The following is a 13002-nucleotide window of genomic DNA, read 5'->3' on the forward strand; positions in this document are numbered from 1 at the left end:
ATTATTGTGAGTCCCCATTTCATGCCTTCAAGCCCGCACAGAATCCGCATCCTCGTCGTCGAAGATGAAACGTTCATTCGCATGGACGTGGTCGAGATGCTGATCGAGGCGGGGTTCGACGTCGTGGAGGCGGTGAGCGCTGACGAAGGCATTCGCACGCTCGAGCGCGATCCCGATATCCGGCTGATGTTCACTGACATCGATATGCCGGGCGCAATGAACGGGCTGAAACTTGCCGCCGCGGTTCGGGAACGGTGGCCGCCGATCAGGATCATCGCGACCTCGGGGCAATTCAAACTGCAGGATGGGGATCTCCCGCCGGACGCCCGGTTCTTCGTCAAACCCTGTCAACCAGCGCAGATCATCAACGCCATTCGCGAGCTGACCGGCGGAGCCTGACGCCCCCGCCTCGCCGGATCGCGGCCGCGCGCTGCGCGGCCTCGCTGCAATGCCCGAAGCCCGGGCGAGAAAGACGGCTCTCCATGACGATCGGACGAATAGTGATAGCGGCTGCGGTGTTCAGCGCCGTCGGCATGACACAAGCGCTGGCCGAGTGCGAACTCGCCGATGCCCGGCTGGAAGAAGCGATCCAGGACAACCCGCGATTTCGGGGGCCGGCGAATAGTCAGTCGGTCCGCGACCTCAGGAGTCTGCGCGACGCGGCCCTGACGCTTCGATCTTATGGCCGCCACGACGACTGCGAGCGTCTCCTCGCCAATATTCGCGAACTCATCGCCGGACCGCCGATGGGATCGCTGGGCGACAATGACGAGGAGCAGGCCGATATTCAGAATGCTGCACGCGAGCCGAAGGTCCGGCACGGGGCGCCGTTGGGCAGCCGTGACAAGAAGGGCGCCAGACCGCTGATCCGGATCGACCAGCTGACGCCCGGATTGCGCACCGATCAGATGATCGGGGCGGAAGTCCGCAGTGCCGACGACAAGATCGTCGGCGAGGTCCGCAACATCGTGTTCGGCACCAAGGACGGCCGGGACTACGCGATCGTCGCCTCGGGAGGTTTCTTCACCACCGGCAAGGACAGCATCGTCGTCCCGATCAAGTCACTCAAGGTGACGCAGGATCGATCGAGCTTCTTCCTGCCGATAGCCAAGGACGTCATGCAAAAGGTGCCGCTGATGCCCGACCAGGACTACAACTGGCTCTCCGATCAAGCCTGGCGCACCCGCAACGACGCGTTCTTTGCCGCACCCTGAACGGTCGTATCGCTGTGCTGACCCCGGCGCGGACCATCAATCGTCGAGATCGTCCGGGCTGCGGCCGAACCAGTGGACGATGCCGGGCGTGACGATCGAGACGTAGATGAAGCGCGACAGATGGTGTGCGCCGACGAACACCGGATCGATGTGCAGGGTCAGCGCCAGCGCCATCATGGCGTCCATCGCGCCGGGGGAGAACGCCACCACCAGATCGGCGAGCCGGACAGGCGTGGTCAGGATGATGCCAACCACGAAGACGGCCGAGATCGCGATCGCCACCGCGAAGGAGCCGAGCGCGGCGCCGAGATAGCTGAGGATGGTGCGGGCCTTGATAGCGCCGAAGCGCGAGCCGATCAGCGTGCCGATGCCGACCAGCGCCGGCAGATAGGCCCATTGCGGCAGCGTGCCCTCGACCAGTCCGGAGCCGTGCAGCACCGAGGAGCCGAGCATCGCGCCGAACATCCAGCTGGCCGGAAAATTGATCAGCCGCAGCAGCAGCGAGGCGGCGATCGCGACCGCCGACAATTCGAGCAGCACCAGCGGCGTCGCCTCCGGCCCGCGCGACGGCAGCGGACCATGCGCCATCATGCCGGTCGCCGCCAGCAGCAGCGGCACCGCGCTGGTCAGGATGATGACCCGCATGATCTGCACTACGGCGATACCCGGCACGTTCGCCTTGCGCTCGGTTGCCAGCATGATGATCTGCGACAACGCCCCCGGACTGCCGGCGAGCAGCGCCGAGGTGCGATCCCAGCCGTGCACCCGCTGCAGATAGATGCTGCTGCCGAAAGTGGCGCAGAACGTCGCCACCGCCAGCAGTCCGATCGTCACCGGATAGGACGACAGATTGTGGATCATCTGCGGCGACACCATCGAGCCGAGCGAGACGCCGAGCGCCATCAGCACGATATGCGACAAGGGCGGCGGCAGCCCCATCTTGCGTCCGGCAAGGCCCGCAGCCGCCACCGCCACCATCGCGCCGGTGATCAGCCCGCCGGGAAGCTGAGCCCAATAGGACAACCCGCCACCGGCGGCGCCGATCGCGATGGTTTCGAGCACGTTCAAAGTCTTGGACCGCAGGCTCGGCGCGGCGAGAGTTGTATTTTCTGACACGCGACCTTATGGCAAATCAAAATACCGCCGGCAAATGCGAACCACGCGCGCGGCCATGCCCGAGGCGCGGGGGCAACGGTAATAGGCGCGAACTAATCAGTTGGCGATTGTCAGCCCCTCGCCCGGCGCTAGGATGCGGCGGTTTCACGACTGCAGGAGACCGGGACGATGACGGATCGAAGTTTGACGAAACTTACAGCCGGTGCGTTTCTCATGATGCTGGGCTCCGCAGCGCCCAGCTACGCGCTGACTGCTCAGGAATGCAGCGCCAAGTATCAGGCCGCCAAGACTGCCGGCACGCTCGACGGCCAGAGCTGGAACGATTTCCGCAGGGCGCAATGTGCCGAGGTCAGCACTCCCGCGGCATCCGACGACAAGGCTGCCGCGACCGAGCCGAAAGCTTCGGAAATTAAGAGTACGGAAACCAAGGCTTCGGAGATCAAGCCGGCGGAGCCCAAAGCGGCAGACACCAAACCGGCCGCAAGGCCGAAGGCCGCCGCAGCGCCGGCGACCCCTGCCGGCCCCGCCACCTATCCAACCGCGGTCGATCCGAAGTTCGCCAAGGAGCCCGCCACGCGCGCCCGGCTGCACACCTGTGCCGAACAGTGGAAAGCCAACAAGGCCGCCAACACCACCGGCGGCCTGAAGTGGATCCAGAAGGGGGGCGGCTACTGGAGCGAGTGCAACAAGCGGTTGAAGGGCTGACGCGGTAGTCCCGCCACGGCTCGACGCGCGCGGGACATTGATTTGACATGCCCGCGTGAAGCGGCTCATCGGTGCCCATCTCGCACATCCGGGGCATCGCATGATCGCTAGTATCGGACTCATTCTGCTTTGCCAGCTCACAGCCGAGGTGGTGGTTCGCGCGCTCGCGCTGCCACTGCCCGGCCCCGTGGTCGGGCTGGTGTTTCTGCTGCTGTTGTTGCTAGCGCGCGATCGCTTCGGCTGGCTGGCGATCGGACCGCTGCGCAATGAGGGCGTTGAAAATGCCTCGAAAGGCATGCTGGCGCATCTGTCGCTGCTGTTTGTGCCGGCCGGCGTCGGTGTCGTCCAGCAGCTCGACATGATCGCCAGCCACGGCATCGCGATCGCGCTGGTGCTGGCCGGCTCGGTGTTGATCACGCTGCTGGCAACGGTGGCGACGTTCCTGGTCACGGCGCGGCTGCTGGCGATGTGGGGCGCCCGATGAGCAGCAATCCGTTTTCGCTGTGGGTGTATCTGTCGCAGACGCCGCTGTTGTGGCTGACGGTGACGCTGCTGGTCTACGCGGCGACCGATGCGGTGTCGCAGGCCACCGGACGCAACCCGCTGGTCAACCCGGTGCTGCATGCGATGTGGATCATCGGGGCGTTTCTATGGATCACCGGCACGTCCTACACGACCTATTTCGGCGGCGCGCAGTTCGTGCACTTCCTGCTTGGTCCCGCCACCGTGGCGCTCGCGGTGCCGCTTTATGAAAACCGTCATCAGGTCATCACCGCAATCCTGCCGATGGCGCTGGCGCTGGTGGTCGGCTGCATCGCCGCGATCGTCTCGGTGGTGGTGCTGGCGCAGCTCGCCGGGCTGCCCAATGTCGTGGTGCTGTCGCTGGCGCCGAAATCGGTCACCGCCGGCGTCGCGATGGGCATCAGCGAATCGCTCCACGCCGATCCGTCGCTGACCGCCGTCGCGGTGATCATCACCGGCATCATGGGTGCTATTGTGGTGACGCCACTGATGAACGCCATCGGCATTCGCGATTTCCGCGCCCGCGGTTTTGCGGTCGGCCTCGCCTCACACGGCATCGGCACCGCCCGCGCCTTCCAGGTCGACGCCATCGCCGGCGTGTTCGCCGGCATCGCCATGAGCCTCAACGCTCTGATCACCGCTCTGCTGGTGCCGGTGTTGGTGACGCTGCTGATGAAGTAGATGGCGACGCCGTTACTACACAGTCAGGTCGCGAGGCGCTCACCCCACCTCCGACCGTCACCCTCCGCGAAAGCGGAGGGCCCAGTGTTGCAGAGCGTGGGCAAGTCACACGAACGCCCTGGAATACTGGGTCGCACGGACGAGCCGGGCGATGACCACGGGGGTGGGGTGAACGCCGTGCCAACAACACAACAGCCCGACCTACAGCGCGCTACGCGCCTCTCTCAGTCTGTATTCGCCATCCACGTCAACAGCGCCGCACTGATCTCGCGCGGATAAGTGTGGCTGAGGTCGTCGATTTCGCGGTAGGTGACGTTGGCGCCGGTGGCGACCAAAGCCTGCTGGGCCTGGCGCGCGAGCTCGACCGGAAACATCCAGTCATGGCGGCCATGCACGATCTGAATCGGCAGGCCGCGCAGCCGGTCGGCGTCGGCCATACTGGCGATCATCGGATGAAAGCTGGCGGCGATCGGCGCCAGGTGCGTAAAGGGTGAGGCGGGACCGAGCCCGCTCACGTAGCAAAAGGTGCCGCCGTCGCTGAGCCCCGTCAGCAGCAGCCGCTCTGGATCGATCGACCAGCGCGAGCGGATGAATGCGACGATCCTGTCGAGGTTCGGCGTATCGGTATCCTCGCCCTTCAGCGCCCAGGTCGGCCCGAGCGCGGTCGGCGCCACCACGATGGCGCCGTGGCTGCGCGCTGCGCGCAGCCAGCTCCACAGGAACAGGCGGCCGTGGCCGCTGCCGCCATGCAGCGCCACCACCAGCGGCCAGGCGCGATCCGGGTCGTAGGTCTCGGGCACGTAAAACGAGAAGCCGCCGCGGCTGCCGGGCTCGTTGTCGTGATGAAACACGCCGCTGTCGGGATGCTTCGGCTGCGCGAGGCGCACGCGCAGATCCTCGTCGGCACGGGCGTTCTCGTCAAGGAACAGGTCCGACACCGGCGGCAGCGTCGCGGCGAGCGGATACAGCGCCTCCATCGCCTGCGGCAGATGCCGCAGCGCGCGAAACACGGTGACGAGATCGCCGTCGCCGGACTCGGCCTTGCGTAGTCCGTCGAACGCCGCTGTCACATGATCAGCCGCCACCTGCAGCGGGCCACGCAGATGCGCGAACGCGTCCGGCCAATTCGCCAGCCGCGGCACCTCGGCGCGCAGATCGGCGTCCGGCGCACCCGCCATCCGCATCACCTCGCCGAAGTCCGGCGGGTGCAGATAGCGCGCGACGAAGCCGAGCGTTTCGATCGATTGCAGCAGCGGCGGCAGCAGCGCCACGATGTCGTCGACGACGGCGTCGCTCATCCGGCTTCCTTCCTCAATGATTCGGCTGCGCGACATCGCTGCGCACGGCTGCGGGCAACACTGTCAGTGCTGGGTACAAACCGCAAATCTGGCTGTCTCCTGGCTCGGCCGTGTCTTGCGGCAAGCATGGTCGTCCTGCCGTCCTCGGCCTTCCGGGGCTCGTGTGTAGTTCCGATACAAGCCCGAGGTGAGGCGGAGTGAGTGACGGCGTCGCCGCCGCCCCGAAGCTCGGCCTGGCGTTGGCCGCGGATGTTGCGGCGCGGAACTCTTGCTTGGCACATTTCTCCCGCCTGCCTCTCCAGGGCTAATGGACGGACCTTCATCGTCATACGCGGTTTCGCACTTGGACGGCGGCAGCGGGCAGCTGCTCGGCGAGTCCGCCGAGCATTTCAATTCCCTTTGTAATGACTTACCGTGCGGAGGGAGATGTGCAGACCGGCACGGTCGAACGGCGGCTTGCGTGAGCGCCGATGAAGGCTGACGGAATGTCGCGGGTCGAGCGGAGCGATTGACAGTTCTGGTCGTTGTGCTCTGCCACCACAAAGGGGATCACATTGGGAATGCGTGCGTCGGAGAACCCGTTCTTCATCCTGCTGCTGGTGGCGGTCTCGATCGGCTTCGGCTGGATCCTGCTGCCGCTCTATAGCGCGGTGCTCTGGGGCATGGTGATGGCGATCATCTTCGCGCCGCTCAACCGGCGGTTCACCCAGCTGCTCGACGGCCGCCGCAATCTCGCGGCGCTGGCGACGCTGCTGATCATCGTCATGCTGGTCCTGCTGCCGCTGTCGCTGATCGGCGCCGCTCTGGCGCAGGAGGCCAGCGCAATGTATCGGCGGGTGGAATCCGGCGATCTCGATGTCCTGCGCTATCTGAAGCAGCTGATCGCCGAGCCGCCGGGCTGGATCAGCGGCGTTCTCGACCGCTTCAACATCGGCAGCCTCGCCGATCTGCAGCAGCGGCTGTCGAGCGGGTTGATGCAAGGCAGCCAGTATATCGCCAGCCAGGCGATCGGCATCGGCCAGGGTACGCTCGACGTCGTGGTGAACCTCGGCGTGATGCTATATCTGCTGTTCTTCCTGCTGCGCGATGGCGATCTGTTGGCGGGCCGCATCCGGCGCGCGATTCCACTGCCGGTCGAGCAGGAAAGCCAGCTGCTGCGCAAATTCGCCGTGGTGATCCGTGCCACCGTCAAGGGCAACATGCTGATCGCGCTGATCCAGGGCGCGCTCGGCGGCGTAATCTTCTATCTGCTCGGCATCAAGGGCGCGCTGTTGTGGGGCGTGGTGATGTCGTTCCTGTCGCTGCTGCCGGCGGTCGGCGCCGGCCTGGTCTGGCTGCCGGTGGCGATCTACATGCTGGCCACCGGATCGATCTGGCAGGGCGTCGTGCTGATCGCGTTCGGCACGCTGGTGATCGGCATGGTCGACAACGTGCTACGCCCGGTATTGGTCGGCAAGGACACCAGAATGCCGGACTATGTGGTGTTGATCTCGACGCTCGGCGGCCTGCAGGTGTTCGGCCTCAACGGCTTCATCATCGGTCCAGTGATCGCGGCGCTGTTCATCGCCACCTGGGACATTTTCTCGATCTCCCGGCAGCCGGCCGAGACGCAGGCGCTGACGTCCGGTGCTCCGATGGCGGGACCTGTCGTCGCCGATGCCCCGGGCCACGTGGCTGCGGTGCGCGCGGGCGACTGATCCGCGCGCCCGGCGAGCGTCTGAACCAGGCCAATGAACTGATCGACCAAAGGTTGGTGCGCCGCGGTTCGCAGCGCGTACACGTCGGCGGTGATCGGCGGGCCCGCAAGCGGCCGATACACCACATCCCCATGCGCCAGCTTGCTGACGAACGCCGAATGAGCGCGACGCCGAGTTCAACCTGATAGCAAGAATCGCAGCGAGACGCCCATGAACGCTCCGACCTACAATCACCCCGTGTTCGTCAACCGCCATTTGGCGCTTGGCCGCCGCGGGTGCGGACGATGACGGGTCCGACCAATGGACGGACCCTCACCGCGCAACCGCTGACCGCTGCAGCATTCGCGCGGTTCGGCCGAGTGATCGACACCGCGCAGGGCGTGCCGCGACCGATGAACGCCGGGATGGCGCAACGCTATCACGACCTCGCTGCGATCGACGTGATCGGCGACGGCGCACACGTGGTGCTCGGGCTGGTCGAGGCGCAGCCTTACGCATTGCCGCTGCGGCTGACGCTGGTCGAGCGCCACCCGCTCGGTGCCCAGGCGTTCGTACCGCTGAACGCCGCGCCGTTTCTGGTGATCGTGTGCCCGGACGAAGCGGGCTTACCTGGTACGCCGCAAGCCTTCGTCACCGCCCCGCATCAGGGCGTCTGCTACGCCCGCAATATCTGGCACGGCGTGCTGACGCCGTTCGGCGCCGCGCAGAATTTCGTGGTGATCGACCGCGGCGGACCGGGCGACAATCTGCAAGAGCACGTGTTCGACGCGCCGTGGACAGTATGCCTGCCAGCGGCGGGCTGATTACGGCGTCTCTGCTCAGCGCTATGGGTCCAGCTCTGTATCCCAGTACAAGTAATCGAGCCAGCTCTCGTGCAGATAGTTCGGCGGAAACAGCCGGCCGTTGCGATGAAGCTGGTGCACTGTCGGGGCGAAGGCGGCCTGGCGCGGGAACATCTTGGCTTGCGCCGGGGTCAGATTGCCCTTGCGCAAATTGCATGGCGAGCACGCCGCCACGACGTTCTCCCAGGTGGTCTGGCCGCCCTTGGAGCGCGGGATGATGTGGTCGAAAGTCAGATCGTCCGGCGCGCCGCAGTACTGGCAGGAGAACTTGTCGCGCAGGAAGACGTTGAACCGGGTGAAGGCCGGATGGGTCGACGGCTTCACGAAGGATTTCAGCGAGACGACGCTCGGCAGCTGGATATCGAGATTGGGGCTATGAACCGCGCGGTCGTAGTGCTCCACGATGTTGACGCGATCGAGAAACACCGCCTTGATCGCGTCCTGCCACGACCAAAGCGATAGCGGATAGTAGCTGAGCGGCCGGAAGTCCGCGTTCAACACCAGCACCGGCCAACCGCCTTGTGAGACATGCGCGTTCAAGAAACGCTCCTGACTCCCGTCCGATCGACGCTGCGAAGCAGCATGCTGCAGAGATACTACAGCCAGCGTGACGCCGTTGTGAAGGGCGCGGCACCAAATGGAAGCCATTCCGGCGCGGGAATTCCGTCCAAATTGAACGCGAACGGGAGAATGGACATTCCGGAACACCTGGCAGCAGAGGGGAATGTTCCATATTTACCGGCCGCGTTGACGACCGCGTGATCCATCTATCAGATGAACAGCAACCAGGCCTCATTCGACCCTGACCAGCCAGGAGACGTCCATGTCCACCGCAGCCACCGCTTCGCTCAAGCCCGTCGCCACCCCAGCCCATCAGCCCGGCCGCGGCCGTGTCTATGATTCGATCGCCGATGCCTATGGCGATACGCCGCTGGTGCGCCTGAACCGGCTGCCAGGGCTGAACGGCGTCAAGGCGACGATCCTGGCCAAGCTGGAATATTTCAACCCGGCCTCCAGCGTGAAGGACCGCATCGGCGCCGCGATGATCGCCGCAATGGAGCGCGAAGGCATCATCAAGCCGGACACCATCCTGATCGAGCCGACCTCCGGCAACACCGGCATCGCGCTGGCATTCGTGGCCGCCGCTAAAGGCTACCGGCTGAAGCTGGTCATGCCGGAATCGATGTCGGTCGAGCGTCGCAAGATGCTGGCCTTCCTTGGCGCCGAGCTGGTGCTGACGGAGGCCGCCAAGGGCATGAAGGGCGCCATCGCCAAAGCCGAGGAGCTGATCGCCTCGACCCCGAACGCGGTGATGCCGCAGCAGTTCAAGAACCTTGCCAATCCGGAAGTGCACCGCCGCACCACCGCCGAGGAGATCTGGAACGACACCAACGGCGGTATCGACATTTTCGTCGCCGGCGTCGGCACCGGCGGCACCATCACGGGCGTCGGCCAGGTCCTGAAGCCGCGCAAGCCATCGATCAGGATCGTCGCGGTCGAGCCGGAGGAAAGCCCGGTGCTGTCGGGCGGCCAACCCGGCCCGCACAAGATCCAGGGCATCGGCGCCGGCTTCGTGCCGGACATCCTCGACCGTTCGGTGATCGATGAAGTCGTGAAAGTCGCCGGTCCGACCGCGATCGAAACCTCGCGGGCGCTGGCCCGCCACGAAGGCATCCCGGGCGGCATCTCGTCCGGCGCCGCGATCGCGGCCGCGATCGAACTCGGCAAGCGCCCGGAAAACGCCGGCAAGACCATCGTGGCGATCGTGCCGTCGTTCTCGGAACGCTATCTGTCGACCGCGCTGTTCGAAGGCGTGTGAGGCCGCTCGCCTTGCGACACGATCATCGGGGTGCGAGCACGCACCCCGAACACCCCGGTCATCGCCCGGGCGACCCAGTATTCCAGAGCGCCACGTTGTCAGCACGCGGCGTAATAACGAGTTCACTGGGATACTGGAATCCCCGCCTTCGCGGGGATGACGGCTGTGAGAGGGGCTGGCTCTGCCGCACCTGATCGACAGCCGCAGGCACGTCATTCCGTGGCGCGCGGCAAAGCCGCGCGAACCCGGAATCTCAAAGTTGTTGTGCACCGGTCTGCCGCAGAGATTCCGGGTTCGCTGCGCTGCGCTACGCGCCCCGGAATGACTCGGGGTGAGGCCCGGGATCCGTAACTGCAGCTATCCGTAAGAGTCAGACTTCCGCCACCAGCTCGCGATACAGCTTCGCGTAGTGCTGCGCCGGGTTTTTCCACGACACATCGGTGGTCATGCCGTTGATCTGCAGATTGCGCCAGGTGGTGTGGTCGGCGTAGAGCGCGCTGGTCTTGGTCAGAGCTTTGGCGAGCATCTCGGCCGTCACCGGCGAGAATTGCACGCCGGTGGCGACCCCGGTGGCGATCGCCATTTCGTTGGCGTCCACCACCGTATCGGCAAGGCCGCCGACCCGCGCCACCACCGGCACCGCGCCGTAGCGCAGCGCGCATAGCTGAGTGAGGCCGCAGGGCTCGAACCGCGACGGCACCAGCAGCACGTCGGCACCGGCCTGGATCTGATGCGCCAGCGCTTCATCATAGCCGATCACCACGCCGACCTGCCCCGGATGCGCCAGCGCGGCCGCGCGAAATCCCACTTCCAGCGGGGCGTCGCCGGAGCCGAGCAGCGCCAGCTGGATGCCCTCCGCCAGCAGGGCGGGCAGCACCTCGAGCAGCATGTCAAGGCCCTTCTGCCACGACAGCCGGCTGACCACGCCCAGCAGCAATGCCGCCGGGTCTGTCTTCAGTCCGAACCGGGTCTGCAGCGCCTGCTTGTTGCGGGCACGGGCGCCGATCGTCTCCAGATCGTAGGTGACAGGTATCAACTCATCCGCAGCCGGATCCCAGACCTTGGTGTCGATGCCGTTGAGGATGCCGCTGAGCCGATCGGCACGCAGCCGCAACAGGCCTTCCAACCCCATGCCGGCCTCGGAAGTTTGGATCTCCTGCGCGTAGCTCGGCGACACCGTGGTGATTCGGTCGGCGAGCTGCAGCCCAGCCTTGAGAAAGCCGATGCCGCCCCAATACTCGACGCCATCGAGGCTGAACGACCGCGCGGGCAGCCCGAGCCGCTCGAGGAGTTCACGCTCGAACCGGCCCTGATAGGCGAGGTTATGGATGGTGAAGACCGTCTTCGGCCCCGGCCTGCCGGAATAGCGCAGATAGGCCGGCACCAGGCCGGCCTGCCAATCATGCGCGTGCAGCACGTCCGGCGCGTAGCCCGGCAGCAGACCCTGGCCGATCTCGGCCGCGACCTTGGCGAGCGCGGCGAACCGGAAGGCGTTGTCGGGCCAATCCATGGCGTCCGGCCCGACATACGGATTGCCGGGGCGCACGTAGAGATGCGGCGCGTCGAGCACCAGCAGCTCCAGCTCCTCGCAGCGCGCCGCAAGTAATCGCGCGCTGCCGCCGAACAGATCGGCGAAGCTGTGCACGATCTGCGGCGGCTCAATGCCGCCGAGCACGGCCGGATAACCGGGCACCAGCGTGCGCATCGCGATGCCGTGCGGCTTCAGCGCGCTCGGCAGCGCGCCGGCGACGTCGGCGAGACCGCCGGTCTTGATCAGCGGGAAGATTTCCGACGCGATCGACAGCGCCGCCAGAGATGTCATTGCTCGAGCTTCTCGATCATGGCGCGGGTGATGAGGCAGATGCCGTTGTCGGTGCGCCTGAACCGCTTGGCATCGAGTTCAGGATCTTCGCCCACCACCAGCCCGTCGGGTATCCGCACTTCGGCGTCGACCACCACATTCTTGAGCCGGCACGACCGCGCGATGTCCGCGTAGGGCAGGATCACCGCGCCCTCGACATGCGAATAGGAATGCACCCGCACGCCGGTGAACAGCAGCGTGTGGCGCAGCGATGCGCCCGAGATGATGCAGCCGCCCGACACCAGCGACGACACCGCCTCGCCGCGGCGTCCGTCCTTGTCGTGGACGAATTTCGCCGGCGGGGTGATTTCGCCATAAGTCCAGATCGGCCACTCACGATCATACAGGTCGAGCTGCGGCACGATGTCGGTGAGGTCGATATTGGCGGCCCAATACGCGTCGACGGTGCCGACGTCGCGCCAATAGCTGGTGGCTTCCGAATTCGATCGGCGGCACGATTTGTCGAACAGATGCGCGACGGCTTTGCCGTGCTTGACGATGTAGGGGATGATGTCCTTGCCGAAATCGTGCGACGAATTCGGATCGGCAGCGTCGCGGCGCAATTCGTCGAGCAGGAATTTGGTGTCGAACACATAGATGCCCATGCTGGCGAGCGCCTTGTCGGGCTTGCCGGGCATCGCGGGCGGATCGTCGGGCTTCTCCAGGAACGATTGGATGACGTCCTTGGCGTCGACATGCATCACGCCGAAGGCGCGCGCTTCGCTGCGGTCGACTTCGAGGCAGCCGACGGTGACGTCGGCGCCCTGCTCGACGTGCTGCTGCAGCATCAACTCATAGTCCATCTTGTAGACGTGGTCGCCGGCCAGCAGCACGATGAACTTCGGATCGTAGCTCTCGATGATGTCGATGTTCTGATACACCGCATCCGCCGTGCCCCGGTACCACATGTCGTCAGACACACGCTGGCTCGCCGGCAGGATGTCGAAGCTCTCGTTGCGTTCCGGACGGAAGAAGTTCCAGCCGCGCTGCAGATGCCGGATCAGGCTGTGCGCCTTGTACTGCGTCGCCACCGCGATGCGGCGGATGCCGGAATTCAGCGCGTTGGACAGCGCGAAATCGATGATGCGGGACTTGCCGCCGAAATACACCGCCGGCTTGGCGCGCCAGTCGGTCAATTCCATCAGCCGGCTTCCGCGCCCTCCCGCCAACACATAAGCCATGGCATGGCGAGCGTACGGAGCGGTGACACCTTGACTCATGAAGCCTCTCAATATGCCGCCGGTGGC

13 protein-coding genes are annotated in these 13002 nt (G+C 65.5%); 8 read left to right on the plus strand and 5 right to left on the minus strand.

Going from position 1 to position 13002, the window contains the following annotated elements:
- The first annotated feature begins 21 nt into the window (after positions 1-21).
- Together D4Q52_RS08535 and D4Q52_RS08540 are read left to right on the plus strand one after the other, a co-directional pair.
- A complete protein-coding gene (locus D4Q52_RS08535; RefSeq protein ID WP_119856122.1) occupies positions 22-399 on the plus strand; it encodes a response regulator in 378 nt (125 codons plus the stop codon).
- Between the two features lie 83 nt (positions 400-482).
- Positions 483-1214 carry a PRC-barrel domain-containing protein gene (locus tag D4Q52_RS08540; RefSeq protein WP_119856123.1) on the plus strand — a complete coding sequence of 244 codons (732 nt, stop codon included), beginning with the start codon at positions 483-485 and terminating at the stop codon, positions 1212-1214.
- Between the two features lie 36 nt (positions 1215-1250).
- Here D4Q52_RS08540 and D4Q52_RS08545 read toward each other — a convergent pair whose 3' ends face one another.
- Positions 1251-2330 carry an AbrB family transcriptional regulator gene (locus tag D4Q52_RS08545; protein WP_119856124.1) on the minus strand — a complete coding sequence of 360 codons (1080 nt, stop codon included), beginning with the start codon at positions 2328-2330 and terminating at the stop codon, positions 1251-1253.
- 168 nt (positions 2331-2498) lie between these two features.
- Between D4Q52_RS08545 and D4Q52_RS08550 the strand changes: the two genes are divergently transcribed.
- The 3 genes from D4Q52_RS08550 to D4Q52_RS08560 all read left to right on the plus strand — a co-directional run bounded on the left by D4Q52_RS08550 (position 2499) and on the right by D4Q52_RS08560 (position 4238).
- Positions 2499-3035: a hypothetical protein gene (locus tag D4Q52_RS08550; protein ID WP_119856125.1), complete on the plus strand. Its 537-nt coding sequence runs from the start codon at positions 2499-2501 to the stop codon at positions 3033-3035.
- 100 nt (positions 3036-3135) lie between these two features.
- Positions 3136-3519: a CidA/LrgA family protein gene (locus tag D4Q52_RS08555; RefSeq protein ID WP_119856235.1), complete on the plus strand. Its 384-nt coding sequence runs from the start codon at positions 3136-3138 to the stop codon at positions 3517-3519.
- Positions 3516-4238: an LrgB family protein gene (locus tag D4Q52_RS08560; protein WP_119856126.1), complete on the plus strand. Its 723-nt coding sequence runs from the start codon at positions 3516-3518 to the stop codon at positions 4236-4238. Before D4Q52_RS08555 ends, D4Q52_RS08560 begins: the two co-directional genes overlap by 4 nt.
- A 224-nt stretch (positions 4239-4462) precedes the next feature.
- Here D4Q52_RS08560 and D4Q52_RS08565 read toward each other — a convergent pair whose 3' ends face one another.
- Positions 4463-5536 (minus strand): phospholipase, encoded by a 1074-nt coding sequence (locus D4Q52_RS08565; RefSeq protein WP_119856127.1) that lies wholly within the window; start codon positions 5534-5536, stop codon positions 4463-4465.
- 560 nt (positions 5537-6096) lie between these two features.
- On the opposite strand from D4Q52_RS08565, the gene D4Q52_RS08570 reads away from it, so the two are divergent.
- Entirely contained in the window at positions 6097-7233 is a 1137-nt protein-coding gene (locus tag D4Q52_RS08570) for an AI-2E family transporter (RefSeq protein ID WP_119856128.1), read from the plus strand.
- 284 nt (positions 7234-7517) lie between these two features.
- The gene (locus D4Q52_RS08580) at positions 7518-8036 is read left to right on the plus strand and encodes an ureidoglycolate lyase (RefSeq protein ID WP_119856129.1); all 519 of its coding nucleotides are present in this window, start codon (positions 7518-7520) and stop codon (positions 8034-8036) included.
- Between the two features lie 21 nt (positions 8037-8057).
- On the opposite strand, the gene D4Q52_RS08585 is transcribed toward D4Q52_RS08580, so the two are convergent.
- Positions 8058-8615 (minus strand): HNH endonuclease, encoded by a 558-nt coding sequence (locus D4Q52_RS08585; RefSeq protein ID WP_119856130.1) that lies wholly within the window; start codon positions 8613-8615, stop codon positions 8058-8060.
- Between the two features lie 283 nt (positions 8616-8898).
- Between D4Q52_RS08585 and cysK the strand changes: the two genes are divergently transcribed.
- Positions 8899-9894 (plus strand): cysteine synthase A, encoded by a 996-nt coding sequence (gene cysK, locus D4Q52_RS08590; RefSeq protein ID WP_119856131.1) that lies wholly within the window; start codon positions 8899-8901, stop codon positions 9892-9894.
- 370 nt (positions 9895-10264) lie between these two features.
- Here the strand turns inward: cysK and glgA are convergent, their stop codons facing one another.
- Entirely contained in the window at positions 10265-11716 is a 1452-nt protein-coding gene (gene glgA / locus D4Q52_RS08595; protein WP_119856132.1) for a glycogen synthase GlgA, read from the minus strand.
- A complete protein-coding gene (gene glgC / locus D4Q52_RS08600) occupies positions 11713-12975 on the minus strand; it encodes a glucose-1-phosphate adenylyltransferase (RefSeq protein ID WP_119856133.1) in 1263 nt (420 codons plus the stop codon). The genes glgA and glgC overlap by 4 nt, the downstream gene beginning before the upstream one ends.
- Positions 12976-13002: the final 27 nt, after the last annotated feature.

The organism is Rhodopseudomonas palustris, assembly GCF_003591005.1.
Taxonomy (GTDB): domain Bacteria; phylum Pseudomonadota; class Alphaproteobacteria; order Rhizobiales; family Xanthobacteraceae; genus Rhodopseudomonas; species Rhodopseudomonas palustris_K.

Bases quoted from the DNA above. Each gene is read 5' to 3' on its own strand.
- D4Q52_RS08565 (WP_119856127.1), bottom strand. From the start codon at position 5,536: ATGAGCGACGCCGTCGTCGACGACATCGTGGCGCTGCTGCCGCCGCTG.
- D4Q52_RS08570 (WP_119856128.1), top strand. From the start codon at position 6,097: ATGCGTGCGTCGGAGAACCCGTTCTTCATCCTGCTGCTGGTGGCGGTC.
- glgA (WP_119856132.1), bottom strand. From the start codon at position 11,716: ATGACATCTCTGGCGGCGCTGTCGATCGCGTCGGAAATCTTCCCGCTG.
- D4Q52_RS08555 (WP_119856235.1), top strand. From the start codon at position 3,136: ATGATCGCTAGTATCGGACTCATTCTGCTTTGCCAGCTCACAGCCGAG.
- D4Q52_RS08550 (WP_119856125.1), top strand. From the start codon at position 2,499: ATGACGGATCGAAGTTTGACGAAACTTACAGCCGGTGCGTTTCTCATG.
- D4Q52_RS08580 (WP_119856129.1), top strand. From the start codon at position 7,518: ATGACGGGTCCGACCAATGGACGGACCCTCACCGCGCAACCGCTGACC.
- glgC (WP_119856133.1), bottom strand. From the start codon at position 12,975: ATGAGTCAAGGTGTCACCGCTCCGTACGCTCGCCATGCCATGGCTTAT.
- D4Q52_RS08540 (WP_119856123.1), top strand. From the start codon at position 483: ATGACGATCGGACGAATAGTGATAGCGGCTGCGGTGTTCAGCGCCGTC.
- D4Q52_RS08560 (WP_119856126.1), top strand. From the start codon at position 3,516: ATGAGCAGCAATCCGTTTTCGCTGTGGGTGTATCTGTCGCAGACGCCG.
- D4Q52_RS08535 (WP_119856122.1), top strand. From the start codon at position 22: ATGCCTTCAAGCCCGCACAGAATCCGCATCCTCGTCGTCGAAGATGAA.
- cysK (WP_119856131.1), top strand. From the start codon at position 8,899: ATGTCCACCGCAGCCACCGCTTCGCTCAAGCCCGTCGCCACCCCAGCC.